Consider the following 25,392-nt stretch of genomic DNA (forward strand, 5'->3'; position numbering starts at 1 on the left):
CGACCGGCGGCGTTGCGGTTTCGTCCGGATACGACACCGGTATCCGGACGAAACCGCGCCTTGCCGGATCGCCGCCCGGACTCCGCCTCGGCTCGGCCGCCCTTATGAAACAGGCCCTAGCGGACGGCGGCGAGGACCCGGTCCACCGGCTGGTCGGCGCGGAGCAGGACGGGCACGTCGGTGATCGTGGTGCCGCCGCCGGCCACGCCCAGCGGGGAACCCACCGCCCCGGCCCGGGCGCCCGGTGCCGCGGGCACCGTCACCGGCGTGTTCGACGCCGACCAGAGCACCAGCGTGCTCTGACCACCCCGGACGAACGCGACCCCGTTCAGCCTGCCGGCCACCGAGGCGGGTAGCGGCGTGACGGTGGCGTCCCGGGCGGCGTCGGCCAGGGCCGCCAGCATCCGGCCGGCCTCCCGTTCGGTGCCGTCCGGGTCGAGCAGGCCGTAGCGGACCTCGCTGCCGGCCGCGTTGTTCGGGTTGTACGCCAACGGCAACCAACTGATCTCACCGATCCCACCGGCCGCCAGCAGGGTGACCGTCTTGACCATCTCCGTGGCCCGGCTGGCCGGGTCGCCGTCGCCGTCGCGCCAGAACTGACCGACCTCCCACGCCTGGATCGGGGTGCCCGGCGGTGTGGTGGCGCGCAGGTAGTCCAGCAGCGGGGCCACCCCGCTGAAGTGCTCGTAGAAGTGCACCTGCCGGACGTCGACGGTGCGGTCGGTCAGCAGCGACTCGGTCACCGCCAGGAAACGCAGGTTGCGGCTGTTGGTCTCGGTGCCGAGCGCCCGACGTAGCTGCGCCTCCCCGGTCACCGCCGGAATCTGCTGCCCCCGGGTGCCGACCCGACGCTGGAAGTACGCCTGATAGGCGGCGACGGCCTCGGGCACCCGGCCGGCGCGCAGCAGCCGGTCGGCGACACCCATGCCGTACGCGACACTGCTGATGCCGGAGTCGACAACCCGCGCCTTCTGGTCGGTCGCGCGGATCGTCTCGGCGGCGGCCCGGACCAGCCGCGCGTAGTCCTCGGGGCTGCCGGCCCAGTAGCTCGGCGCGTTGACCTCGTTCTCGATCGCGTACTCCCGCACCCCGTACGGGCCGTAGCGGTGCACCACCTCGCCGACGAACCGCTGGTACGCGCCGAGGTCGGTGGGCATCGCCGACTCGGTCTTGTTGGCCGCGCCCCGGGTGTAGCGTGCGGTGCCACCGGTCGCCCAGCACACGCCGGTGCGGATCTTCAGGTGCAGTGTGATGCCCAGGTCCCGGCTGCGTGTGGCGATCTCGTCCAGCCCGGCCCAGTCCGCCTTACCGGGGGTCCGTTCGATCTCGCACCAGGAGATCTCCTCGTACGTCGCCGAACCGGCGAGCCGGCGCAGGTACGGCCCGAACTGCTGAAACCGCGACCAGTCCCAGTGCGCGCCGAACGGGTTGCTCACCTGCTCGCCGGTGCGCGCCGGCGCGCCGGTTGCGGGTGCCGCCGTCGCGGAGGGGGTGGCGGCCGGCGGCGGATCGTTGTCGCCGCCGGTGCAGCCGGCGGTGAGCAGGAGGGTGGCGGCGATGGCGACGGTGGCGATCGCGCGCCGCCGGCTCGGGCGGGTCACCGGTAACCCAGGGCGCGCAGGGTCGGACCGGAGAAGACCCAGACCAGCAGGCGCAGGAACGGGTCGAGTTCGCGGCGGTAGGTGCCCACCCGGGAGCCGTAGATCGGTTCGGTGACGCTCGCCGCCGCCCGTCGTCGCTCCGCCTCGGTGGTGTACTTCTGGGCCACGTCGTGCTGCTTGCTGTCGTAGTCGAGGATGCCGTCCTCCCACGGTTCGCCGAGGAACTCGAACAAGGCCCGCATCGTCTTCTCCGGCTCGCTGACCGCCTGCTCGTAGCGCAGCTCGTAGTAGCGGTCCGCCGGCAGGGTGGCGCCGACCGCCCGCGCGGCCCGGATGTAGCGCGGCCACTTCACCACGCACTTCACGGCGGACCAGTAGCCGAACCGTTTGCGGTGCGAGACCACCACGTCGCGGCCGTCCCGGATGAGGTGCACGATCTGGGCGTCCGGGAAGACCTCGGTGACGAAGTCCAGCGACATCGCGTACAGCGGGGTCTTGTCGGCCCACCGGGCCTTGCCCCGGGCGGCGGCGTAGTCGGCGTGCACACCGCCGAAGAAGTCCCGGATCCGGCGCAGCCAGTCCTCGCGCGGAAACCCGAAGCGGGCCAGCCGTTCCCAGTCCCGGCCGACGATCCGTCGCAGGTCGGGCAGGAACCGGGTCTCCGGGCCGCAGCTGATCCGCGAGTGTGAGTCCAGGACGAGACGCACCATCGTGGTGCCCGACCGCTGGCAGCCGACCAGGAAGATCGGCGCGGTACGGGTTCCGGTCTCAGCCACTGTCGGCCGCCTTCGTGGTCTCGGGTCGGGCGTCGGCCGCGGCGCGGTCGAGCCGGTCGGTCAGCTCGTCGCAGCGGGCCCGCACGCGCCTGTCGATCGGCAGCCGCCGGTGCTCCGCCGGACCGTGCGACTGGCGGGGGCCGATGTGCGCGTGCAGCCGTGGGTGGTACGGGAAGTCGAGGAAGGCGCAGAGCCGCCGGAGCTGTGCGGCGGGGTCCGCGACCAGGCTGTCGTAGCGGCACAGCAACACGTCGCTGCGCCGGTCGAGGCCGAGCCGGAAGACCAGCGAGTTGCGGACGTACCAGAACAGCGCCGCGCCGCTGTGCGGATCCAACCGTTGCGGGTCGTGGGCCCGGATCAGCTCGACGGCGTCGGCGTCGAGGCGCTGCCCCTGCCACCGTCGCCCGATGCTGCCGTCGGCGATCGCCCGCAGCGCCAGCAGGTTGGCGTCACCGAACTTGGCGACCTCGGAGCGGGCCCGGTCGTCGACGTCGCGGTAGACCCAGAGCGCGCGCCCGGGGGTCAGTCCCGGCAGGGCCAGCAACTCGTCCACCCGGTGACTCTCGCAGAGCGGCTTGACCAGCACGTACGCGTGACGGCTGCGCTGGATGACGGCGGTCAGCACCGGGTCCGGGCGGAGTTGGAAGCGGTGGAAGAGGGTGCTGTCGTTCTCGTTGCGGACCTCGACCTCGGGTGTGGCGTCCAGGCCGCGGACCAGCATGTTCGTGCCGGAGCGTTGCAGGCCGACCAGGTAGACCGGCATCGCCGAGCCGGGCGTGCTGCCGGCCCGCCGCCGCCAGCGTCGCTTCGCCAGTGCCGTGCCGATCCGGTCGACCGGGTTGAGGCGGTCCTCCTCGATCAGCCGTCCGATCCCCTCGGTACGCGCCCAGCGCAGGTGCCGCCGGACCCGCCGCGCGGTGTACGCGAGCGCGGAGACCTCGTCGTCGGCTGCCACGGGTCCTCCTTGTCGGGGCACCGGCCCGGCCCCGCAGCAGAGCGGGTACGACCGGCGGCAGCCAGGCTATCGGGAGATCATGGCGGGAGGCCAGGCTGCGGACCGCACGGGCAGACGAAGATCACCCGTTCAGCCACATGGCTAATGTGAACTGGACTCGCTGACCCGGCCTGCATACCGTGGGCCGTGGCCGGGGCGGGCGGATCCCGGTCATCACCTCGGGGCCCGATTCGCCCGATCGACGTGAGCAGGCCGAGTCGATGCGCGTGCTGCATGTGAACAAGTTCCTCTACCGCCGTGGCGGTGCCGAGGGGTACTTGCTCGATCTCGCCGACCTGCAACGGGCCGCCGGCGACACTGTCGCCTACTTCGGCATGAGCCACCCGGAGAACGAGTCGCCGCTGCCGTACGCCGCGCGGTTCCCGTCCGAAGTGGAGTTGGAGCCGGCGCCGAGCGGGGTGCGGCCCCGGGCGGTGGCCGTCGGGCGGATGCTGTGGTCGCCGACGAGCCGGCGCGGGCTGGCCCAGGTGATCGACGACTTCCGGCCGGACGTGCTGCACCTGCACAACATCTACCACCAGCTCTCCCCGTCGGTGCTCGCCGCGGCCCGCGCCGCCGGGGTGCCGTGCGTGCTGACCATGCACGACTACAAGCTCGCCTGCCCGAGTTACCAACTGCTGGACCGGGGCCGGCCCTGCCAGGCGTGCGTCACCGGTGGCCCGTTGCAGGCGGCCCGCCGCCGCTGCAAGGACGGCTCGCTGTCACGCAGCGGACTGCTCGCCGTCGAGTCCTGGTTGCACCGGCGGCTCAACGCGTACGACCCGGTGCAGCTCTTCGTCAGCCCGAGTGGGTTCCTGGCCGACGTGATGCGCCGCGCGGGCGTCTACCCGGACCGGTTGCGGGTGGTCAACCACTTCGTCGACCTGACCGGTGTCACCGCCAAGCAGACGCCCGGCGGCGGTGTCGTCTTCGCCGGCAGGCTGGCCCCGGAGAAGGGCGTCGACGTGCTGATCGAGGCCGCCGCCGCGCTGCCGGACGGGGTCGGCGTGGACGTCGCCGGGGACGGCCCGGCCCGCCCGGAGCTGGAGGTGCTCGCCGCCCGGCGGGTGCCCGGCCGGGTCCGGTTCCACGGTCGGCTCGACAAGCCCCGCCTGCACGAGCTGATCCGGTCGGCGGCGGTGGTCGCCGTCCCGTCCCGGTGGCACGAGAACCAACCGATGGCGGTGCTGGAGGCCTTCGCCTGCGGTGTCCCGGTGGTGACCACCGATCTGGGTGGGCTGCCCGAGCTGGTCGAGTCCGAGGTGGACGGGCGCATCGTCGCCGCCGACGAGCCCACCGCCCTCGCCGCCGCGCTGACCGACATCCTGGCCGACCCACAGCGGGCGTACCGGATGGGCCGGGCCGGCCGCACGAAGATCGCCGCCCAGTTCGCGCCGGACCGGCACCTGGAGCGCATTCGCGGGCTGTACGCCGAGGCCGCCGCGGCGCTGCCGGCGCGGCGGCGGACCGGTCGTGCCACGGCCGGTGGGGGAGCGGCCCGGTGAGCCGGGTACGGGTGCTCTACCTCGCCGGCAGCGGTCGCAGCGGCAGCACCCTGGTGACCACAGTCCTGGGCCAGTTGCCGGGCTTCTTCGCGGCCGGCGAGCTGCGGTACCTGTGGCGGCGCGGCATCCTGGAGAACCGGCAGTGCGGCTGCGGTTCCCCGGTGGTCGACTGCCCGCTCTGGGCCCGGGTGCGCGCCGACCTGAGCGACGCCGACCCGGCCGGGATCGCCGCCCGGTTGGCCCAGCGGCTGCGGCTGCGGCGGCTGCCAGCGCTGCTGCGCCGCCACCGTCGCGGCCAGCCGCCGGTCCCCGGCCACCCCGATGACAGGCACCTGGCCCGGCTCTACGCCTCGATCGCCGAACACGCACTGCCCGGCCGGTCCGACGGTGTCATCGTCGACTCCTCCAAGCTGCCGCCGTACGGCGCCCTGCTCGGCAGCCTGCCCGGCATCGACCTGTACGTCCTGCACGTGGTGCGTGACCCGCGCGCGACCGCGTACTCCTGGCGTCGTCGACGCCTCCTGGACGGTCCGGCCGACGACCAGCTGATGAGCCGACCACCCGTCGGCAAGGCCGCGCTGCTCTGGCTGGTCTGGAACACCGCGACCGTACGCCTGTGGGGTGGTCGCCGCGGTGCGCCGGCCCGCTACCTGCGGGTGCGGTACGAGGACTTCGTGGCCGACCCGGCGGGCACCACCGCCCAGATCGCCGGCTTCGTCGGCGCGACCCCCGACGAGCTTCCGTTCCCGACGCCGGCCACGGTGCGGCTCCGGCCGACCCACTCGGTGGCCGGCAACCCCTCGCGGCACCGCACCGGGCTGGTCGAGGTGGTCGCCGACACCGAGTGGCTGACCGGGCTCACCACCCGCGCGTACGCGGTGGTGACCGGGCTGACCGCCGTGGCCCTGACCCGCTTCGGCTACCCGTTACGCCGCCCGGCGGCCACCTCGTCAGCCGTCCGCCGCGCCGCGGACCCGGCCGTCTCCCCGTCACCCGCCACCCGGCAGGAAGGCTGAACGATGCTCTCACTGGTGGTGGGCACCGGTCGCTGCGGTTCGACACTGGTCCAGGAGTTGCTCTCCCGGCATCCCGCTGTCGGCTTCGTCTCCGGCCTGGACGACAAACTGGCCCGGCTCAACCCCAAGGGCCGGTTCAACGGCCTGCTCTACCGGCGCTCGGCACCACGCCCGGCGGGGATGACCTCGCTGCGACACAGTCGACGGTTGCTGGAGCGGGGTCGGCTCCGGGTGGCGCCGTCGGAGGCGTACCACCTGCTCGACCGGCAGGTGCTCGCCGGTTTCTCCCGGCCGTGCCGGGACCTGGTCGCCGAGGACCTGACGCCGTTCGTGTCCCGGCGGTTGCGGTCCTTCTTCGACGAGCGGATCGCCCGGCAGGGCTGTCAACAGCTGGTGCAGCACGTCACCGGGTGGCCGCGCACCGGTCTGCTGCACGCCGCGTACCCGGATCTGCGGGTGGTCAACGTGGTCCGCGACGGCCGCGCGGTGGCCAACTCGTGGCTCCAGATGGGCTGGTGGGACGGGTGGCGCGGGCCGGACAACTGGATCTACGGCCCGCTCCCGTCCGACCTGCGGGAGGAGTGGATCGAGTCCGGCCGTTCGTTCCCGGTGCTCGCCGCGCTCGGGTGGAAGATGCTGATGGAGGCCTTCGCCCAGGCCCGGCTGCGGCACCCGGCCGACCAGTGGCTCGACGTGCGCTACGAGGACCTGGTCGAGCAGCCACGTGAGCAGGTCGCCCGGATGCTCGACTTCCTCGGTCTGCGCTGGTCGACCGCCTTCGAGAAGGGCTTCTCCCGGTACGACTTCACGGTGGGCCGGGCGGAGGCGTACCGGGACGAACTCAGCCCGGCGCAGGTCACCGCCATCGAACGGGTGCTGGAGAAGCCGTTGGTCGAGTGGGGCTATCCGGTCTAGCGGTTCCCGCCGACACGGGTGTGCCGGTGCGGGTATCGGCGGCGCTATCGACTGACGTCACGAGGGGCGGCTAATCTTTGGCCCCACCCCATCGATGTGAGGAGATGCGATGGCGCGCCGCACCGGCCGACCCTCCTACCAGTTGGACACTGCCGCTGTGGGTCGTCGCCGCACCGCGCGGTACGCGGCCGTCGCGGGCGTGATCGCACTGGTTACCGCGTTGCTCGGTGGACTGGTCGGCTACCAGGTGGGCCGTCCGGACGCCACCGAGGCGACCATCGCGAGCATCAAGCAGGCCGAGGCGAAGCGGGACGCCCAGCAGATCGTGGAGTTGACCGAGACCGCGCGGCGCGTCCGCGACCAGGTCGCCCCGGTCCTGGCCGCCATCAAGACGGAGACGACCGGCGGACGCGCACCGGACGCCGCGCAGACCCGCCAGTGGCAGGAGGTCATGCGCCGGGCGGCCGAACCGTTCGCCGACCCGCCGTCGGGGACCACCGCCACCAACGTGGCGCGCGGCGGGCTGCGCGCAGCGGTCCAGCAGGCGTCGCTGGCTGTCGACGCGTACGCGCTGGCCGCCGGCGTTCCGGCCGCGCAGCGGGCGGCCGTGCTGGATGTCGCGGCCCGGCAGGCGGCCGAGGCCGCGACGATCTGGTCGGTGGCGGCGACCCAGCTCGACCAGGTCAGCGTCGACGCCGGCCACGGCCACCAGCACGTGTTCCTGGACACAGACCCGCACGGTGGGGCCCTCACCCCGGACGGGGCGGCCGAGGGAACCGGTGGTTGAGGCAGGTTGCTGCGTGAGTGTCCGGTTCGCCGGCGGTGACCCAGGTGTCGCGTCGCCCGGGTGACCACGGCGTGATCTGGGGGCGACGCGCCCGATCGGGTACGGTCGCTTATCGCAAAGTCTATGAACCAGATTGGCTTTCTGTGCAAGGGAAGCCGAATCGGAGGGACACAGCCGTGAGGTTCCCAAGCGCCGTCCGTCAGGCCGGCCTCGTCGTGGCCGTCGCCGCCCTCGCACTGACCGCGGGTTGCGCGAAGAAGGACGACAGTGAGGTCCAGGCCAGCGGCGTCAAGCTGGTCGCGGCGGGCAAGCTGACCGTCTGCACCCACCTGCCGTACCCGCCGTTCCAGTCCAAGGACGCGAGCGGCAAGGTGACCGGCTTCGACGTCGAGATCATGGACCTGGTCGCCAAGGAGCTCGGCGTCGAGCAGACGATCATCGACACCCCGTTCGAGGGGATCAAGTCCGGCCAGGACCTCAACACCGGCAAGTGCGACGCGGCCGCCGCCGGCATGACGATCACCGAGGAGCGGAAGAAGGTCATCGACTTCTCCGATCCCTACTTCGACGCCACCCAGGCGATGCTGGTGAAGACCGGCAAGACGTACAAGTCGCTGGACGACCTCCGGGACAAGAAGCTCGGCGTCCAGGCGGCCACCACCGGTCGTGACTACGCCAAGAAGCTCGAGGCGGAGAAGGGCCTGAAGCTGGTCGAGTTCGAGGACCTCGCCGCCCTGCAGCAGGCCGTCGCCAACGGCCAGGTCGAGGCCGCCATCAACGACCTGCCGGTCTGGACCGAGTACCTGAAGAAGAACCCGGGCGGGTTCGAGGTCGCCGCCGAGTTCGACACCGGCGAGCAGTACGGCTTCCCGGTCAAGAAGGACGCCAACCCGGAGCTGCTCAAGAAGATCAACGAGGTGCTGGCCAAGGCCAAGCAGGACGGCACGTACGACACGATCTACGAGAAGTGGATCGGCAAGCGGCCGAACGCCTGAGCCGCAGAGCCGGCCGAGCGCCTGAGCACCACGTAGTACCGGAGGGCGCGCGTCCCGCGCGCCCTCCGTGTCGGTAGACCTCCGGGAAGGCAACGAGCCAACGTGAAGCTGCGACGCCGCCAGCGGGAGCGGCTGTCCCTCGGGATCCAGTACCTGATCTTCATCGCCGTCATCGCCGTGGTGGCCTTCGCCGCGGACTGGGGCAGGCTGGCCGACGCGTTCTTCCGCGTCGACATCATCACGTCGATGTTCCCGACGATCATCACCGTGGCGCTGCGCAACACGGTCCTCTACACGCTCGGCGCGTTCGCCTTCGGCCTCGTGTTCGGCACCATCCTGGCGCTGATGCGGCTGTCCCGGGTGGCGCCGTACCGCTGGGTGGCGACGGCGTACATCGAGCTGTTCCGGGGTCTGCCCGCGCTGCTGGTGCTCTTCCTCGTCGGGTACGGCATCCCGATCGCCTTCCCGGAGCGCGAGATTCCGGGCGGGGTGTTCGGTTCGATAGCGATCGGCCTCGGGTTGACCGCCGCGGCGTACATGGCGGAGACCATCCGGGCCGGCATCCAGGCCGTGCCGAAGGGGCAGATGGAGGCGGCGCGGACCCTCGGCATGTCGCACTTCACCGCCATGCGCACGATCGTCATCCCCCAGGCGTTCCGGATCGTGATCCCGCCACTGACGAACGAGCTCATCCTGCTCACCAAGGACTCGTCACTGGCCTACGTGCTCGGCGTGACGGCGCAGACCATCGAGATCACCAAGTTCGGTCGGGACATGCTCAACGACCGGGTGAACGCGACGCCACTGCTGGTGGCCGGCCTGGCCTACCTGGTGATCACCCTGCCGCTGTCGCAGGTGGTACGACGCCTCGAACTCCGCTACGCGAAGGCTCGGTGACCCCATGACGACCACGCCTTCCCGCCCCGCCGTGGAGATCCGCGACCTGCACAAGTCCTTCGGTCCGCTCGAGGTGCTCAAGGGCATCGACTTCGAGGTCGGCCAGGGCGAGGTGGTCTGCGTCATCGGGCCGTCCGGCTCCGGCAAGTCGACACTGTTGCGCTGCGTCGACCTGCTGGAGCAGCCGACGGCCGGCACGATCTGGGTGAACGGGGTCGAGATGACCGACCCGGACGTCGAGATCGACCAGGTTCGCCGTGGTATCGGCATGGTCTTCCAGTCGTTCAACCTGTTTCCGCACCTGACCGTCCTGAACAACCTCACCATCGCCCAGCGTCGGGTGCTCCGGCGGGGTCGGGCCGAGGCCGAGCGGATCGCCCGGGCCAACCTGGAGCGCGTCGGGCTGACCGACAAGGCCGACGCCTTCCCGGCCCAGCTTTCCGGTGGGCAGCAGCAGCGCGCGGCGATCGCCCGGTCGCTGTCGATGGAGCCGAAGCTGATGCTGTTCGACGAGCCGACCTCGGCGCTCGACCCGGAACTCGTCGGCGACGTGCTCACCGTGATGCGCAAGCTGGCCGAGGACGGCATGACGATGATGGTGGTCACCCACGAGATGGCGTTCGCCCGCGACGTCGCCGACCGGGTCGTCTTCATGGATGGTGGGGTGGTGGTCGAGCAGGGGCCGCCGCAGGAGGTGCTGGGCGCGCCGAAGCACGAACGGACCCGCGCGTTCCTCTCCCGGGTCCTCGACCCGACCCACGTCGCACAGCTCGGCCAGCCGGACCAGGCGCCCGAGCCACCGCAGGCCCCGAGCCTGCCTGCGGACGACCGCCACCAGCTCTGATCCACATCTTCCGGACGGCTGACGCCGGGTTGCCGCAGTGACGGCAGCCCGGCGTCCGCTTGTGTGTCAGCTTCATGTCAATCGACAGACATCGTGATGTCAAGGTAATCTTTTTGCAATCAGAGCTGTACTTTCGTCGATGGATTACATAAGTTGCTGTCATCCATCGAAAGCTTTGAGTCTTCCGAGCAAAGTACGCGACGAGCCTCACCCTCAGTCGTGCCACCGCCCCCGTGCTCGGGTCGATGCACCCTGCCCTCGTCGCGTCTTCGCCCGGTCGGGAACGGAGACCCATGGACGATCACGCTGGTGGCCCTCACCGCCACCTGTCCCGTAGATCGCTGATCGCCACCGGTGCGCTCGCCGCCGGGGCACTGGGCGCGTCCGCCCCGGCGATCGGCAGCGCGTTCGGCGGCAGCCCCGCCCGGGCCGCCGCCGGTGTCACCAAGAAGATCACCATCTACGCCGAGCAGTTGCCCGGCAACCTGTTCGGGTACGGCCTGGCACCCGGTCAGGCCACCGTTCCGGGCCCGATCCTGGAGATGTACGAGGGTGACACCCTGGAGATCACCCTGGTCAACACCACCGACCAGCGGCTCTCCATCCACCCGCACGGGGTGGACTACAGCACCGAATCCGACGGCAGCCCGTTCAACGCCTCGTTCAACAACCCCGGTGAGACCCGGACGTACGTCTGGCGCTCGCACGAGATGGTGGCCGCGGCGGGCCGGCGGTACATGCCAGGCAGCGCCGGCTACTGGCACTACCACGATCACGCGATGGGCACCGACCACGGCACCGGCGGTGTCGCGAAGGGACTCTACGGCGCGTTGATCGTCCGGCGGCGGGGCGACATCCTGCCGTCGAAGCAGTTCACCGCCGTGTTCCACGACATGATGATCAACAACAAGATGGCACCGGCGACCCCGATGTTCGAGGCGAACCTGGGCGAGCGCGTCGAGTGGATCGCCATCGGCCACGGCAACCTGTTCCACACCTTCCACCTGCACGCGCACCGGTGGGCGGACAACCGCACCGGGATGTTGGAGGGGCCGAGCGACCCCAGCCTGGTGGTCGACAACAAGGACCTCAACCCCGGCAGCTCGTTCGGCTTCCAGGTGCTGGCCGGGGAGGGTGTCGGACCCGGCGCCTGGATGTACCACTGCCACGTGCAGACGCACTCCGACGGCGGCATGGCCGGGATCTTCCTGGTGCGCAACGCCGACGGCAGCATGCCGCCGGGCGCCGAAGAGGCCATCCACCGGTTCCAGGGCCACACCCACACGCACGGAAGCTGACCGAACCGAAAGTGGGGACGGGCATGACCAGAAACCTACGACGAACCCTCGCCGCCTTAGCGGCCCTCGCGACACTGCTCCCGGCGACGACGACGGCCGCGGCCGCCGCCGCGCCACGAACGGCCGCCGCCCCGCAGGCGGCGCAACCACAGAGGACAGCTGTCCTGGTGTTCCACGGGCCGGTGGCCGAGCAGCAGGACCCGGTGTCCCGTGCGGTCGACACCATCAAACAGCTTGCTGCCGGTCATGACATCGATGTCACGGCCACCACCGACCCCGGTGTGTTCACCATGGCGGGGCTGTCCGCGTACCGCAGCGTGGTTTTTCTCTCCGCGACGGGCGCCGCGCTCAACCGCGACCAGGAGTCGGCGCTACAGAGCTACATGAAGGCCGGCGGCGGTTTCGTCGGCATCGCCGACGCCGCCCGCGCCCAGGTCGACTCGACCTGGTTCACCGGCCTGATCGGCACCCGCCCGGCCGGTGCCATCCCGGTGGCCGAGCCGGTGGCCCGGGTGACCGCCAGCGGCGAGAACCCGCCCAACGAGACCAAGGAGAAGCTGACCGACGGCGACGCCAACACGAAATGGCTGGTCCGCACCCCGACCGGCTGGGTGGCGTACGAGTTGGCCGCGCCGAAGCGGGTCACCGGGTACGCGCTCACCTCGGCCAACGACTCCGCCGGCCGGGACCCGAAGGACTGGACCCTGCAGGGCTCCACCGACGGGCAGAGCTGGACCGACCTGGACCGTCGCACCGGGCAGATCTTCCCGGACCGCTTCCAGACCCGCCGGTTCGACATCGCCACGCCGCAGGAGTTCACCCGCTACCGGCTCAACGTCACGGCGAACAGCGGAGAGCCGCTGGTCCAACTCGCCGACCTGCGCCTGTTCACCGGCAGCACCACCGCCCCGGAGCCGCCCGCGGTGAACCGCGCGGTGGTGAACATCCTGGACCGCAAGCACCCGGCCACCGCGTCGCTGCCGATGACCATCACCCGGTCCGACCGCTGGGAGAACTGGGACCCGAACCCGATCGGCACGGTGCACACGCTCGCTCAGGTCGAGGAGCGGCACTACAACCCGGGGGCGGCCGCCAACGGCCCGTTCCACCCGGTGTCCTGGTGCCGGGACTACGACGGCGGCCGGTCGTTCTACACCGGCATGGGCCACACCGAGGGCAGCTACGGGGAGGAGGCGTTCCGCACCCACCTCACCGGGGCGCTGAACTGGACCACCGGTCGGGTACGCGGCGACTGCCAGGCCACCATCGCGTCGAACTACAAGGTGGAGCGCCTCACCGCCGCCAACCAGACCGGTCAGCTGGACCAGATCGGCGAGCCGCACGGGCTCACCATCACGCCCGACGGCACCGTCTTCTACGTCGGCAAGGCGGCCTGCCCGAGCGGCCCGATCGCGGACTGGAACAACCCGAACGTCGGCCTGGGCTGCGGCACCATCCACTCCTGGGACCCGCGGACCAAGCAGGTCAAGCTGCTCACCACCCTGGAGGTGATGGGCAACCGGGGCAGCGGCTCCGAGCTGGTGAAGAACGAGGAGGGCCTGCTCGGCATCGTGCCCGACCCCGCGTTCGCCGAGAACGGCTGGCTCTACGTCTACTGGATGCCGCACGAGTCGGTCGACCGGGTGAAGCGGGTCGGTCAGCGCACCATCTCGCGGTTCACCTACGACCGTCAGGCGCAGACCATCGACCAGGCCACCCGCAAGGACCTGTTGCAGTTCCCCGTGCAGGTCCACAGCTGCTGCCACGCCGGTGGCGGCATGGCGTTCGACGCCAAGGGCAACCTCTACGTCGGCTCCGGCGACAACAACTCCTCCGAGGGGTCGCAGGGCTACGCCGGCAACAACTGGACCCAGGAGTACGAGGGGATCTCGTTCCAGGACGCCCGCCGCACGTCGGGTAACACCAACGACCTCGCCGGCAAGATCATCCGGATCCACCCGGAGCCGGACGGCACGTACACCATCCCGGAGGGCAACCTGTTCCCGCCGGGCACCGAGAAGACCCGACCGGAGATCTACGTGATGGGCGTGCGCAACATCGCCCGCCTCCAGGTCGACCCGAAGCACCAGTGGCTGACCGCCGGCTGGGTCGGCCCGGACGCCTCGTCGCCCAGCCCCACCCTCGGCCCGGCGAAGTACGAGACGGCCACCATCATCACCTCGGCCGGCAACCAGGGCTGGCCGTACTGCATGGGCAACCGGCAGCCGTACCGCGACCGCAGCAACACCGACGCCACAGTGCTCACCGGCTGGTACGACTGCGACAACCTGAAGAACACCTCGCCGCGCAACACCGGGCTGGAGGACATCCCGGCGGCCCGGGACAACATGATCTGGTACTCGCCGGACGGCGGCGGCCCGGTCTTCCCGAAGCGCACCGACGGCAGCGGCCTGCCGACCTACGTCGCGGCCGACGCCACCTACACCCAGCCGTACCTGCGCGGCGGCGGCCAGGCCATCATGTCCGGTCCGACGTACCACCGCGACCTCGTCGACACCGACAGCGGCGTGGCGTGGCCGGAGCACTGGGACGGCAAGTGGTTCATCGGCGACCAGTCGAACGCCGCCAACCGGGTGGCGGTCACCGTCGACCCGGCCGGCGTGCCACAGGCCGCCCCACCGGTGTACGCCGAGTCGCTGCGGGCCATCATCCCGGGCGGTAACGGCGACACCAGGTTGCAGAGCTGGATGGACGCCAAGTTCGGCCCGGACGGCGCGCTCTACCTGCTCGACTACGGCGGCGGGTTCTTCAGCCTGCACGCCAACCAGAAACTGATCCGGATCACCTACACCGGCGGGGCGCCCACCCCGGCACCGGCGGCGACGTCGGTCGCCGTGCAGAACAAGCCGCTGACCGTGGCCTTCACCGGTTCCCGCTCCGGCGGCGTCAGCCACCGGTGGGAGTTCGGCGACGGCGCCACGTCGACCGAGGCGGACCCCCGGCACGTGTACGCCCGGGTCGGCACCTACACCGCGAAGCTGACCGTCACCTACGCCGACGGTGAGACGGCGACGGTGCAGACCACTGTGACGGTGGGCTGCGCGGTGCCCGACGACCGGCCGACGGTGTGGCTCGGCGACACGGACACCGGGGTGCCCAGTCGCACGGTCGGGCAGGGCTGCACGGCCAACGACCTGATCGACGACGAGAGCACCTGGGCCGACCACAACGGTTTCGTCCGGCACGTGACCGCTGTGGCCCGCGCGTTGCAGGACGACGACCTGCTCAACACCCGCGAGTCGGGCACCCTCACCCGGCTGGCCGCCGCGTCGGAGATCGGCCGGGACGGCCACACCGGGTACGAGCCGCTCTTCGACGGCACCGCCGAGTCGCTGCGCGGTTGGCAGCAGGCGCCGGACGGGAAGTTCGGCATCGAACCGGACGGGTCGCTGCGTTCCAGCGGTGGCATGGGCATGCTCTGGCACACCAAGGAGCTGGGCGACTTCTCGCTGAAGGTGCAGTTCCGCGACATTGCCCCGGGCACCGGCCGGGCCAACACCGGCGTCTTCATCCGGTTCCCGGACCTGCGAACCCCCCTCGACCAGCGACCGCCGGGCAGCTGCGGCACCGTCGGCTCGGCCCGGACCTCGCAGGCCTGGATGGCGATCTACTGCGGACACGAGATCCAGATCTACGACGGTGACACCGGTGAACCGCAGAAGACCGGCTCGGTCTACAACTTCGACCCGGTGCCGCTCGCCCAGGCCGGCGTCACCCCGAAGAACGAGTGGAACGACTACGAGATCCGCGCCGTCGGGCAGCACTACACGATGATCCGCAACGGCGTCGTGATCAACGAGTTCGACAACACACCCGGCAAGCAGTCGTCGCGTGCCGGCGACCCACCGACGGACCTGCGGCAGTTCCTGCGCGGCTTCATCGGCCTGCAGAACCACGGTGACAACGACCTGGCCGAGTTCCGCAACATCCGCGTGCGGGAACTCTAGGAGAGACGATGACCCGACGACTGAAGGCCGCGCTGGCGGCGCTCCTGCTCACGGTGATCCCGTTGGCAGCGGTGCCCGCCTCCGCCGCCCCGCGCGTCGCCGCCGACCAGGTGCTGACCTGGACCGCCGACGACAGCATCACCCGCTACAAGTCCGCGCCCACCACGGCGGTGGCCGGGGCGACCACGATCATCTGGGAGAACAGCGCGGCCACCGGCAACACCACCGGGATGCCGCACACCCTGACCTTCGACACCAGCACCGAGGGCTACAACCACGACGTCACAGTCAACATCCTGGCCAGCCCGTTCGACGCCAACGACGGCCGCCACCAGGCGACAGTGACGCTGACCCCGGGCCGGTACCGGTACTTCTGCTCGATCCCCGGCCACAGCTCGATGGTCGGCGAGCTGGTGGTCACCGACGGCGGTGGTGGCGGTGACACCACCGCGCCCACAGTGACCGGCACCGTCTCCGGCGACCAGGACCAGGAGGGCAACTACCTCGGCGCGGCCACCGTGACGGTGACGGCCACCGACGCCGACTCGGGGGTCGCGACAGTCGAATACCAGGTCGACGACACCAGCTTCCACCCGTACACCGAACCGGTGCGGGTGACAGCGGTCGGCGACCACGCGGTGCAGTTCCGCGCCACCGACCAGGCCGGCAACACCAGCGAGGTCGGCTCGGTGCAGTTCCGGATCGTCGAGGCCGGGGAGCAGGACACCACCGCGCCGGAGGTGAAGGCCACGCTGGCCGGCGACCGCGACGACGACGGCAACTACGTCGGTACGGCCACCGCCACGCTCACCGCCACCGACGCCGGATCCGGTGTCGCCACCATCGAGTACGCGCTGGACGGAGCGGCCTTCACCGCGTACACGAACCCGATCGTCGTGACCGCGGTCGGGATGCACATGCTGCACTACCGGGCCACCGACGTCGCCGGCAACACCTCGGCCGAGCAGATGGAACACTTCACCGTCGTCGAGCCGCAGGCCGCCGACACCACCCCACCCACCGTCACCGCCACGGTGACCGGTGACCGCAACGACGACGGCGCGTACGTCGGCGGCGCGACGGTGACCGTCACCGCCACCGACGCCGACTCGGGTGTGGCGAGCGTGGAGTACGCGCTCGACACCGGTGCGTGGACCGCCTACTCGGCTCCGGTCACCGTTCGCGCCACCGGGGCGCACACGGTGCGCTTCCGGGCGACCGACACCGCCGGGAACGCCGCCGCCGAGCAGTCGACGACGTTCACCGTGGTGGCCGACGGCACCGACGCCTGCCCGGAGTCCGACACCCGGGCCACGGTGGTCATCGACGGTGACGACACCGGTGTCCGCAACGTCGACACCGGCAACGGCTGCACCATCAACGATCTGATCGACGAACACGCCGACTACCCCGGCCACGCCGAATTCGTCCGACACGTCGAAGCGGTCACCACCGCGCTGGTGACGGGTGGCACGCTCGACCGGCGGCAGCAGGGCGCCATCGTCCGGGCCGCGGCCCGATCGGACGTCGGCGCATGAGTCCTCGAACCTCATCGACAGGGAGAAACACGATGCCCGGACGTACCGTCGCCAAGCTGGCCACCGTGAGCGCCGTCATCGCGGCCTCGGTGCTTGCCGTGGCGCCCACCGCACACGCCGACCTGGTCACCCACTGCATCGGTACCGGCGGTGCGGTCACCGTGCCCAACGACCTGCTCGTGCCCGCCGGCGAGTCCTGCGCGCTGACCGGCACCACGATCACCGGCAACGTCACCGTCGCGGCCGGCGGCAACCTGGTGGTGACCGGTGGCCGGATCAGCGGCGAGGTACGCGTCGCGGCCGACGGGTACCTGGACGCGACCGAGACGACAGTCGCCGGCCAGGTGGTGCTCGCCGCCGGGGGCTACGGGATCTTTCTGAAGGACGCGAGCACCGGCACTCTCACCGTCCGGCCGAAGGGCTCCACGACCATCGACAGTTTCCTCTTCGCCGAGGCCTCGACGGTCAGCGGGCACGTCAACGTCAGTGCCGGTGAGGTCCGGCTGGACCGGGGCACCCAGGTGCAGCGCAACGTCAGCAGCACCGGCACCTACTACACCGACCTGCACGACTCGTTCGTCGACGGCACGCTGTCGGTGCTCAACAGCGCCACCGGCAGCGTGGTGTGTGGCAGTGCCGTCCAGGGCCGGGCCACCTTCGCCGGCAACCTGGGTGGTGTGCAGCTCGGCCCGAACGGCACCCTCGACAGCTGCGCCTCCGGCGGTTACTGGGGCGGGGACGTGAGCGTCACCAGCACGACCGGTGGCGTCACGGTCGACGACAACATCATCAACGGTCAGCTGGCGGTGACGTCCAACGACCCGGCCGCCCAGGTCGCCGCGAACAACCGGATCCGTGGCGGCGTGACCGGCGACCAGGCCGCGGCCACCACCAACCGGGCGGCGCGGGTGGCCGCACCGGACCGCGAGGAGGCCGGCGACGAGCGCGCCGAGGTACGCCGTACCTCGGCCGTACAGGAGGCCACCGAGGCGGGCGCTGCCCGGCTCTAGTAGCTCCACCCCGCACGCTGGGCCGGACGCCATCCAGGCGTCCGGCCCGGCGGCACGCCGAGAGGCTGGGCGTCGGGAAGCATGAGCGGTGCCGCGTCAACCGCCACGACGGTGATCGATCGGATGTACCCGAGTCGCTACCGGTTGTGGTTCCGTAGATGCCGTGGATGCGGAGGTAGCCATCGGCGCGTTGAGCGCGGCCCTCGCCGTTCTGGGGACCGTTGCCGCTTTCCTGCAATTGCGACGAACGCCCGCCTCGTCTGTGTCGACCCCGCCCGCTGCGGCGGTGAGGGGCAATCGGGGTTCACGCGGCCCGCTCGTCGTCGGTGACGTCCCGCGTGAGCCGGTGTCGCACCTGCGTCGTGCGGAGTTGTTGGCTGAGGTCGGGACGGTCTTGGCGACCAGCAAGGTGTGCGTACTGATGGGAGGGCGTGGGGTCGGGAAGACGCATCTCGCGGCCACGCACGTGCGCGACCAATTGCGCGCGAACGTCCCCCGGGTGGTCTGGGTCGTCGCGGACGACGTCGCTGCCGTGGTCACGTCGCTTGCTGACTTCGCGCGGCAGGCGGGCGTGGTGGACGAGGTTGTCGACACCGAGCCGGCCGCGCGCACCGCACTCCGCTGGCTTGAGAACGAACCGGAACGGTCCGTGATCGTGTTCGACAACGCGCTGGATGCCGACGCGATCGCTCGGTGGATGCCGCAGCGCGGAAATGTCCACACGCTCATCACGACAACGAATCAGGAGTTCGCTGTCTTCGGCGTCACGGTGCACGTCGAGGTCTTCACGCCCGTGCAGGCGGTGACGTTCTTGTGCTCGCGGGCTGGCCTCGACGACCCGGGGGCCGCCGCGCCGGTCGCGCGAGAGTTGGGTCAACTGCCGCTCGCACTGGCGCAGGCGGGTGCCGTGATCCGCCGCCACCGGTGGTCGTTCGCCGAGTACCTGGCCGGTTTTCGATCGATGCCACTGAGGTCGCTGCTTCCCCGTGTGCCCGGTGACGACTATCCACGCACTCTGGAAGAAGCCACGCTGCTGTCCGTCAACGAGGTTGAGGACAGCGATCCGAACGGGCTGGTCCGCCGTCTGATCGATCTCATGGCCGTGCTGTCGGAGGCGGGAGTTCGTCGTGACCTACTGCGCAACCTCCACACTGAGCCGGCGAGCGTCGATGAGGCCTTGGGCGGGCTGGCGAACGCCTCCGTTGTTGGCTTTGACGTCACCGGCACACGGGTGGCGATGCATCGGCTCACCCGCCAGGTGGTGTTGGCGCGGGCCCGAGCGGAGGGACGAATCCGCGACGTGGTCCGGGATGCTTTGACGCTGTTGACCCGTGCCACGGAAGCGCAACCCTCGTCCGGCGTCGACCTGGTGGACCACATCGCCGAGGTCTGGGCCGAGACGCAAACGGTTCTGGTGAGTGACGGCGAGGACGATGAGATGCGCGTCGAGCTGTTGCGGCTGCGGCGGTGGAGCGTCGAACGGCTGACCAGCATGGGGGAGTTCAGCCGCGCGGTTGCCACGGGCATCACGGTGTTCACCGAGCACCGGACGCTCGCGCCGTCTGACGACGACTCCATCGCCATGGCTCGACAGGCACTGATGGACGCCTATGTGGCCTCCGACCGTCACAATGAGGCTGTCCCCTACGCGGAGCAGGCCCTGGCGGACCGGATACGCCTGGCCGGCCTCGACCATCCGAGTACGGTGAGCGCCCGCAACCGCCTGGGCTACTGCTGTGAATCCGGGGGTCAACTGGACCGCGCCTTGACCATCCATCGGTACAACCTCGTCGAGAGCATTCGTGTCTGCGGCGAGGACGCGCCATCCACCATGGGCGCGAGGATCAATCTCGCCAGCACCTACCGCTCGATGGGCGACTTCGCCAAAGCCGTCCCGTTGTTCGAGGAGAACCTCGCCGAGAACCTGAGGGTCTATGGCCCTGACCATGGATCGACGATCAACGCTCGGGGTGAGCTGGCACGCAGCTATGTGCGGACGGGACGGGCCGACGAAGGCGTCCGACTGCATGAGGAGAACGCGACACTCGAGACCGACGAGCAACGGGCCGACATCCACCACAGTTGGTGGCCGCAGTACCGCGCGGCCGCGTACTCCGCCGCTGGTCGACACGATGAGGCGATCGACCAGCTCCGTGATCTCGTGCGACGTACGGACGATGTTCTACCGCATGACAACCCGCGGGCGATCCGACTCCGCTTGTTCCTGGCACGGGCGCTGCTCGCCGGTCGACGTCACACCGAGGCACTAGCGCTGTTCGAGCGAACGGTCGTGGACCGGGAGCGCGTCCTCGGCATCGATCACCCGTCGTCACTCAACGCCCGGCGCAACCTCGGCCTGGCCCTGGCAACCGCCGGGCGGCGTCAGCGGGCCCGCCTGATCCTCAGCGCCGTCGTGTCGGACTACACCCGTGTCCTTGGGCCGGAACATCCCTACACGCGCACCGCTCAAGCGAACATCGCGAGCCTGCCGAAGTCGCGCGGGTTCATTTGGGGCTGACGTTGCCGCGTGTTCCATCGATTCCGAGTAGGCGGGAGTACCGTCGACTGTGGTGGTCCGTAGGCGTAACGGCTGGTGGTCCGCTGCCCAGACCGCTACCTGGGAGGCGATGATGAGCGACTCCGCGACCTTTGGTGCGCGCCTACGGATGTATCGCGAGCGTGCGGGAAAGACTCGGCCGGTTCTTGGCGGGCTGGTCGGGCGTAGCGCGGAGTGGGTCAAGGCGTTGGAGAATGGCCGGTTACTGCCGCCCCGCCTGCCCATGCTGCTACGGCTGGCCGAGGTGCTCGACATCCCGGATCTTGCGCAGCTGACCGGTGATCAGTCGTTGCCGGTGGCGTCGGTGACCAGGGCTGGGCATTCTGAGGTCGGCAAGGTGGTTGCGGTGATGCAGCAAGCGTCGGCGCCGGTGGGCGCGGTGACGCCGGTTGCCGTGATGCGCGATCTGGTGGATCAGGCGTGGGGGCTGTGGCATCGGTCGACGACCGAGCGTACGGCGGTGGCGGCGGTGCTTCCGGGGTTGCTGACGAACGCGCAGCGGAGTGCCCGGATGCTTGACGGCGGGGACCGTCGGCTGGCGTCGGTGGAGTTGGCGCGGGTGTATCACCTGGTGCAGTTGTATCTGGCGCACCAGCCGTTGCCGGAGCTGGTGTGGCTGGCTGCCGACCGGGCGATGTCGGCGGCCAAGGACGCGGACGACCCGGCGGCGATGGCGGTGGCTGCCTGGTACTACGCGCACGTCTATCGGGGCGCGAATCAGGTGGACGCCGCCGAGCAGGTGCTGGTCGAGGCGGCGGGTCTGGTTGACCCGGCGGCGGGTGGCGAGCAGTTGGCGCGGTGGGGTCAGGTGCAGCTCGGTATCGCGTTGGGCCACAGCAAGGCTGGCCGGGCCGGTCGGGCGTGGCGGGCGTGGGATGCCGCCGACTCGGCCGCCAGCCGGCTCGGTGACGGCTATGTCCATCCGTGGCTGATGTTCGGATCGGCGGCGTGTGCGGCGTACGCGGTCTCCATCGAGACGGACCTGTGTCGCACGGGTGAGGCGGTGCGGCGGGCCGACACCACCGACTATCGGGCGTTGCCCTCGCAGACCCGCCGGGCCGCCGCGCTGATCGATGCCGCTCGGGCGCACATGCTGGACCGGGGGGAGGTAGCGGCGGTGCACCTGCTCGGCCGGGCACTGCGGGAGAGCGTCGACACGGTACGACACAACCCGTACGCCCGCACTGTCGCCCTGGAGCTGTCGAACCGGCCGGGCACGGTCGGTGAGGATGCCCGAGAGTTGGCTCTCGCCATCGGCATGATCGGGTAACTCTCCCCGAGGTACAAACTCTCCCTGCCGCAGCCGGTGACCACTCGTAGCGTCCCGGTCACTGGCGGCGGCGAGTCTGTGCCTGGTTGAGACCTGACAAAGTCTCGTCGCCGCCCCTGTTGGTCGATCGAGGGGGCGAGTCTGTGTCGATCTGGTCTGAGCTGCGTGCGTTGATGCGGTGGCTGCTTCGGCGGCCTCAGCCGCCGCCACCGCCCGGGACCGGGCAGCGTTACCAGGACGTTGAGCAGGCAGCGGCGCAGCAGCGTCTACTCGACCACGCGAGGCAACTGCGGCGGTGCCCGGGCCATCACGAATCAGCAGACCAGCTCAGCGCGCGCCGGCCGGAGGACCTCCGGTGACCCGACGCGCGGCCAACTCGTTCAGCCGGTCAACCGTGAGCGGCCGGCGCGTCTCGTACGACGAGTACCTCTCGGCCACCGCGTTGACTTTTGCCCGGCGGCATCGGCCGGTGTGGTCGTGGGAGCTCTGGCGGCGTGTCTGCCGCTGCGGAGCCGACCTGCCCTGTCGCGGCCGGCACCGGATCCCGATCAGTCGAGGGCACTGGCCGCAGGTGGACGAGGAATGAACGGCGGCCAGGAGCAGACGATCCTCGCGGTGCACGTCCGAGGGCTGGACGGCATGTGTGTTGGTTGCCGGGCGTGGTGGGCTCGGCTCACGCCGTACCCGTGCTGGCAGGTCGACTGGGCGACCAGCCGGCAGGCACGGGCGATCACGGATCGCTTCCTGGCGGGTGTGCGGTGACCGTGCACGGCCCGGTCATGCCGATCTGGAGCTGCGGTGGCTGCGGCCTGCCCTGGCCCTGCCGGACCCGCAAGCGCGAGTTACGCGCGGAGTACGCGGATGCGCCAGTGTCGCTGGCCCTCTACCTCGGGTCCTACCTCGTGCAGGCGACCGAGGACATGCCGTGGACACCGGCCGGGGTGCTGCACCGCCGGTTCCTCGGCTGGACCAGGGATGCCGAGCTGCCGAATCCAGCAGTGCAGCAACAGTGCCGGTCCGCCCGAGCCGAGCCCTAGTCGACCGACGCCCTGGCCGGACCCGTGCCGCCACCCGGCCTGTGCCTGTGTCGCGGCCGGATACCCTGACCCGCGGTGCCGCGCACCACGTGACCGGAGGAGTCGATGCGGGGATGACGACTGGGCGACCGATCCCGACGCAGGACGACGTGCTCGGATACTTCGACACGCTGTCGAACTGGGGACGGTGGGGCGACGACGACGAGCGCGGAACGCTGAACCACATCACCGACGACGTGCGGCTGGCGGCGGCGCGGGCCGTACGCCACGGCAGAAGCGTGTCCTGCGCGTGGGAGGTCGCCGTACCGGGCGACATGGACCGGTCGACGACGGTCTGCCCGTGCGCCGCCGACATGCCGGGCGCCGAGAACATGCCGGCGCACTTCCACGCCGACCGGCACTGGGGTTTCTCGTCCGAGCGGCTCGGCATCACGTTTCACGGCAACACCCTCACCCACCTCGACTCGCCGTGCCACATCTTCTGGGACGGCGCCCTGTACAACGGACGGCCGCACTCGTCTGTCGACGCCGCGACGGGTTCGGCGTGGGCGGCCGTCACGGCGGCGGCGGACGGGATCGTCACCCGGGGTGTCCTGCTCGACGTGGCGGCGGCCCGCGATGTGCCGTGGCTGACGCCGGGGCAGGGGGTGTTTCCCGACGATCTGGACGAGGCCGAGCGTCGCCAGGGCGTGCGGGTGCGTCCCGGCGACGCGGTACTTCTGCGCACCGGCTACGGCCGCTTCCGGCACGAGAACGGTGCGGCCAGCGGTTTCACCCAGGCAGGCTGGCACGCGTCCTGCCTGCCGTGGCTGCACGAACGCGGCGTCGCGCTGATCGGCGCCGACACCCCGCAGGACGTTCAGCCGTCGGGGTACGACGCCGTGTTGATGCCGGTCCACGCCGTGAGCCTGGTGGCGATGGGCCTGTGGCTGCTCGACAACTGCGACCTGGAGGCGTGCGCGGCCACGGCCACCGAACTCGACCAGTGGGATTTCCAACTGGCGGTCGCGCCGGTCCGCTTCGCCGGCACGTCCGGCAGCCCGGTCAACCCGATCGCCACCTTCTGACCCGGCTGGCCGGAGGTCTCCGGTGTCCGGTTCGGCAGGATCGCTGAACCGTCCACCGGAGACCTCGACGATCGCCGACCCGCGAGGGTCGGCCGGGCCAGGTCAGCTCAGAAGTTGCCTGCCGAGTCGCACTTCACGCCCTGGTCGAGACAGTTGCGCACCCGTGCGGCGAGCGCCTCGTCCCGCCACGCGTTGAAGAAGTCCGCGTGCATGGAGAAGGACGTGCCGGAGGCGAGGGTGATGCCGTCGGTGTTCGCGCTCAACGGGTACGAGATCACGAAGGACACCGACGGCACGGGCACCGGGTGGCTCTTCGGGCAGGCTCCGGTGTGGTCCCCGTTGGCCATGTGTGCCTTGTGGTCGGGGCTGTCCAGGTGCTTGCCGTCCCAGCAGTCCGGGAAGGTGATCTGCCGGACGATGTTCGCGGTCTTGGCGCAGACCGGGAACGTCTTGTCGGCGCTGCGGCCGATCTCGCCGCCGATGCCGGCACACCAGAAATGGTTACCCTGCTTGTCCGGGGTGTCGACCTGGTTCTTGGCGTCGCCGGTGATCATTCGCAGGCCGAACGGGAAGGGCTGGGTTCTGCTCGGGTCCTTCAGGCGGGAACCGTAGTAGACGGTCACCTCCTTCGGGTCCACGACCTTGCCGTTCTGGTACATCGTCGGCACCCAGTAGGCGGACTGGTCGTCCGGCGAGTTGCAGGTGGTCGCCTTCGACGCCCGCAGCGACTCGGCGGTCGAGGTGGCGTCTGTCGACCTGTTGCCCCAGAAGGTGTGGTTGTGCGAGGCGCCCACCAGGTTGGGCAGCACGATCGGGTCGTCGCTGTTGTGGTGACTGGTCGTACAGCCGACGTTGAACTCGGGCACCGTGACCGGGTTTCCGGTCACCGGCTTGGGTTTGCGGGCGAAGAACGCCTTCGTCGCGGCGGCCTGCGCGGCCGCGTCGATGGTGATCCAGCCGCCGGAGACGGTGGGTGGGGCGGTGCTGGTCGCCGGGGTCGCCGGTGTGCCCGGCGCGGACGGGGTGGCCGACGGGCCCGGGGCGCCGGCTGTGGCCGACGGGTCGCCCGGTGCGGTGGCCGTCGGCGCGGCCGGGCCGGGCGAGCCGGTGCCGGTGCCGCTGGACGGGCCGGACGCGCCAGGAGCGGCCGGCGTTTCCTTGCAGCCGCCGACGAGCGCCACGCTCACCACCAGCAGGGCGGTGACCCAACGGCGGTGTCGAGGGGTGGATGGGTGATTCATCAATGGGGGCGCACCTTTCTTCCGAGCCCGAAGAATACGAGTCGGCCCCCTGCTCGTTTCCTACTGAAACGATTAA

General features: G+C 70.6%; 19 protein-coding genes and 1 pseudogene. 16 read left to right on the forward strand and 4 right to left on the reverse strand.

Annotation, left to right across the window (positions count from 1 at the left end; genetic code table 11):
* Window positions 1–116: 116 nt before the first annotated feature.
* Genes AB0C03_RS31705 through AB0C03_RS31715 form a run of 3 tightly spaced genes read right to left on the reverse strand, consistent with a single transcriptional unit; the run spans window position 117 to window position 3,332 of the window.
* Window positions 117–1,601 (reverse strand): hypothetical protein, encoded by a 1,485-nt coding sequence (locus AB0C03_RS31705; RefSeq protein WP_357640928.1) that lies wholly within the window; start codon window positions 1,599–1,601, stop codon window positions 117–119.
* A complete protein-coding gene (locus AB0C03_RS31710) occupies window positions 1,598–2,377 on the reverse strand; it encodes a sulfotransferase family protein (RefSeq protein WP_030337674.1) in 780 nt (259 codons plus the stop codon). The genes AB0C03_RS31705 and AB0C03_RS31710 overlap by 4 nt, the downstream gene beginning before the upstream one ends.
* Window positions 2,370–3,332 carry a sulfotransferase family protein gene (locus tag AB0C03_RS31715; protein WP_357640931.1) on the reverse strand — a complete coding sequence of 321 codons (963 nt, stop codon included), beginning with the start codon at window positions 3,330–3,332 and terminating at the stop codon, window positions 2,370–2,372. The genes AB0C03_RS31710 and AB0C03_RS31715 overlap by 8 nt, the downstream gene beginning before the upstream one ends.
* A 260-nt stretch (window positions 3,333–3,592) precedes the next feature.
* Here AB0C03_RS31715 and AB0C03_RS31720 point away from each other — a divergent pair, with 260 nt between their 5' ends.
* The 16 genes and pseudogenes from AB0C03_RS31720 (at window position 3,593) to AB0C03_RS31795 (ending at window position 24,075) form a co-directional block, all read left to right on the forward strand.
* Window positions 3,593–4,876: a glycosyltransferase family 4 protein gene (locus AB0C03_RS31720; protein WP_357640935.1), complete on the forward strand. Its 1,284-nt coding sequence runs from the start codon at window positions 3,593–3,595 to the stop codon at window positions 4,874–4,876.
* A complete protein-coding gene (locus AB0C03_RS31725; protein WP_357640939.1) occupies window positions 4,873–5,892 on the forward strand; it encodes a sulfotransferase in 1,020 nt (339 codons plus the stop codon). The genes AB0C03_RS31720 and AB0C03_RS31725 overlap by 4 nt, the downstream gene beginning before the upstream one ends.
* Window positions 5,893–5,895: 3 nt before the next feature.
* Window positions 5,896–6,807, forward strand: coding sequence for a sulfotransferase family protein (locus tag AB0C03_RS31730; protein ID WP_357640942.1), 912 nt, complete (start codon window positions 5,896–5,898; stop codon window positions 6,805–6,807).
* A 109-nt stretch (window positions 6,808–6,916) separates the two neighbouring features.
* Window positions 6,917–7,594 (forward strand): hypothetical protein, encoded by a 678-nt coding sequence (locus AB0C03_RS31735; protein ID WP_030337669.1) that lies wholly within the window; start codon window positions 6,917–6,919, stop codon window positions 7,592–7,594.
* A 176-nt stretch (window positions 7,595–7,770) separates the two neighbouring features.
* Window positions 7,771–8,589 carry a basic amino acid ABC transporter substrate-binding protein gene (locus tag AB0C03_RS31740; RefSeq protein ID WP_030337668.1) on the forward strand — a complete coding sequence of 273 codons (819 nt, stop codon included), beginning with the start codon at window positions 7,771–7,773 and terminating at the stop codon, window positions 8,587–8,589.
* 102 nt (window positions 8,590–8,691) lie between these two features.
* Window positions 8,692–9,486, forward strand: coding sequence for an amino acid ABC transporter permease (locus AB0C03_RS31745; RefSeq protein WP_030337667.1), 795 nt, complete (start codon window positions 8,692–8,694; stop codon window positions 9,484–9,486).
* A gap of 4 nt (window positions 9,487–9,490) precedes the next feature.
* A complete protein-coding gene (locus AB0C03_RS31750) occupies window positions 9,491–10,330 on the forward strand; it encodes an amino acid ABC transporter ATP-binding protein (protein ID WP_030337666.1) in 840 nt (279 codons plus the stop codon).
* Between the two features lie 293 nt (window positions 10,331–10,623).
* Window positions 10,624–11,628 carry a multicopper oxidase domain-containing protein gene (locus AB0C03_RS31755; RefSeq protein ID WP_030337665.1) on the forward strand — a complete coding sequence of 335 codons (1,005 nt, stop codon included), beginning with the start codon at window positions 10,624–10,626 and terminating at the stop codon, window positions 11,626–11,628.
* A 23-nt stretch (window positions 11,629–11,651) separates the two neighbouring features.
* The gene (locus AB0C03_RS31760) at window positions 11,652–15,596 is read left to right on the forward strand and encodes a ThuA domain-containing protein (RefSeq protein WP_357640947.1); all 3,945 of its coding nucleotides are present in this window, start codon (window positions 11,652–11,654) and stop codon (window positions 15,594–15,596) included.
* A gap of 8 nt (window positions 15,597–15,604) precedes the next feature.
* Window positions 15,605–17,134: an OmpL47-type beta-barrel domain-containing protein gene (locus tag AB0C03_RS31765; protein ID WP_357640950.1), complete on the forward strand. Its 1,530-nt coding sequence runs from the start codon at window positions 15,605–15,607 to the stop codon at window positions 17,132–17,134.
* A 32-nt stretch (window positions 17,135–17,166) separates the two neighbouring features.
* Window positions 17,167–18,144 carry a hypothetical protein gene (locus AB0C03_RS31770; RefSeq protein ID WP_030337662.1) on the forward strand — a complete coding sequence of 326 codons (978 nt, stop codon included), beginning with the start codon at window positions 17,167–17,169 and terminating at the stop codon, window positions 18,142–18,144.
* Between the two features lie 163 nt (window positions 18,145–18,307).
* Window positions 18,308–20,662 (forward strand): FxSxx-COOH system tetratricopeptide repeat protein, encoded by a 2,355-nt coding sequence (fxsT, locus tag AB0C03_RS31775; RefSeq protein WP_357640955.1) that lies wholly within the window; start codon window positions 18,308–18,310, stop codon window positions 20,660–20,662.
* A gap of 109 nt (window positions 20,663–20,771) precedes the next feature.
* The gene (locus tag AB0C03_RS31780) at window positions 20,772–21,971 is read left to right on the forward strand and encodes a helix-turn-helix domain-containing protein (RefSeq protein ID WP_357641030.1); all 1,200 of its coding nucleotides are present in this window, start codon (window positions 20,772–20,774) and stop codon (window positions 21,969–21,971) included.
* Window positions 21,972–22,370: 399 nt separating this feature from the next.
* Window positions 22,371–22,733 (forward strand): annotated as a pseudogene (locus tag AB0C03_RS31785) (hypothetical protein); the annotation flags it as partial.
* Window positions 22,730–23,008, forward strand: coding sequence for a hypothetical protein (locus AB0C03_RS31790; RefSeq protein ID WP_357640958.1), 279 nt, complete (start codon window positions 22,730–22,732; stop codon window positions 23,006–23,008). The pseudogene AB0C03_RS31785 and the gene AB0C03_RS31790, both read left to right, overlap by 4 nt.
* Window positions 23,009–23,121: 113 nt before the next feature.
* Complete coding sequence (locus AB0C03_RS31795) at window positions 23,122–24,075, forward strand: cyclase family protein (RefSeq protein ID WP_357640961.1); 954 nt, start codon at window positions 23,122–23,124, stop codon at window positions 24,073–24,075.
* A 107-nt stretch (window positions 24,076–24,182) separates the two neighbouring features.
* Here AB0C03_RS31795 and AB0C03_RS31800 read toward each other — a convergent pair whose 3' ends face one another.
* Entirely contained in the window at window positions 24,183–25,316 is a 1,134-nt protein-coding gene (locus tag AB0C03_RS31800; protein WP_357640964.1) for a DUF1996 domain-containing protein, read from the reverse strand.
* Window positions 25,317–25,392 lie beyond the last annotated feature (76 nt).

The organism is Micromonospora parva, assembly GCF_040649675.1.
Taxonomy (GTDB): Bacteria; Actinomycetota; Actinomycetes; order Mycobacteriales; family Micromonosporaceae; genus Micromonospora; species Micromonospora parva.

Coding starts and splice junctions, on each gene's coding strand:
- AB0C03_RS31720 (WP_357640935.1), top strand. CDS start 3,593: ATGCGCGTGCTGCATGTGAACAAGTTCCTCTACCGCCGTGGCGGTGCC.
- AB0C03_RS31730 (WP_357640942.1), top strand. CDS start 5,896: ATGCTCTCACTGGTGGTGGGCACCGGTCGCTGCGGTTCGACACTGGTC.
- AB0C03_RS31735 (WP_030337669.1), top strand. CDS start 6,917: ATGGCGCGCCGCACCGGCCGACCCTCCTACCAGTTGGACACTGCCGCT.
- AB0C03_RS31750 (WP_030337666.1), top strand. CDS start 9,491: ATGACGACCACGCCTTCCCGCCCCGCCGTGGAGATCCGCGACCTGCAC.
- AB0C03_RS31755 (WP_030337665.1), top strand. CDS start 10,624: ATGGACGATCACGCTGGTGGCCCTCACCGCCACCTGTCCCGTAGATCG.
- AB0C03_RS31760 (WP_357640947.1), top strand. CDS start 11,652: ATGACCAGAAACCTACGACGAACCCTCGCCGCCTTAGCGGCCCTCGCG.
- AB0C03_RS31765 (WP_357640950.1), top strand. CDS start 15,605: ATGACCCGACGACTGAAGGCCGCGCTGGCGGCGCTCCTGCTCACGGTG.
- AB0C03_RS31770 (WP_030337662.1), top strand. CDS start 17,167: ATGCCCGGACGTACCGTCGCCAAGCTGGCCACCGTGAGCGCCGTCATC.
- AB0C03_RS31780 (WP_357641030.1), top strand. CDS start 20,772: ATGATGAGCGACTCCGCGACCTTTGGTGCGCGCCTACGGATGTATCGC.
- AB0C03_RS31795 (WP_357640961.1), top strand. CDS start 23,122: ATGACGACTGGGCGACCGATCCCGACGCAGGACGACGTGCTCGGATAC.
- AB0C03_RS31800 (WP_357640964.1), bottom strand. CDS start 25,316: ATGAATCACCCATCCACCCCTCGACACCGCCGTTGGGTCACCGCCCTG.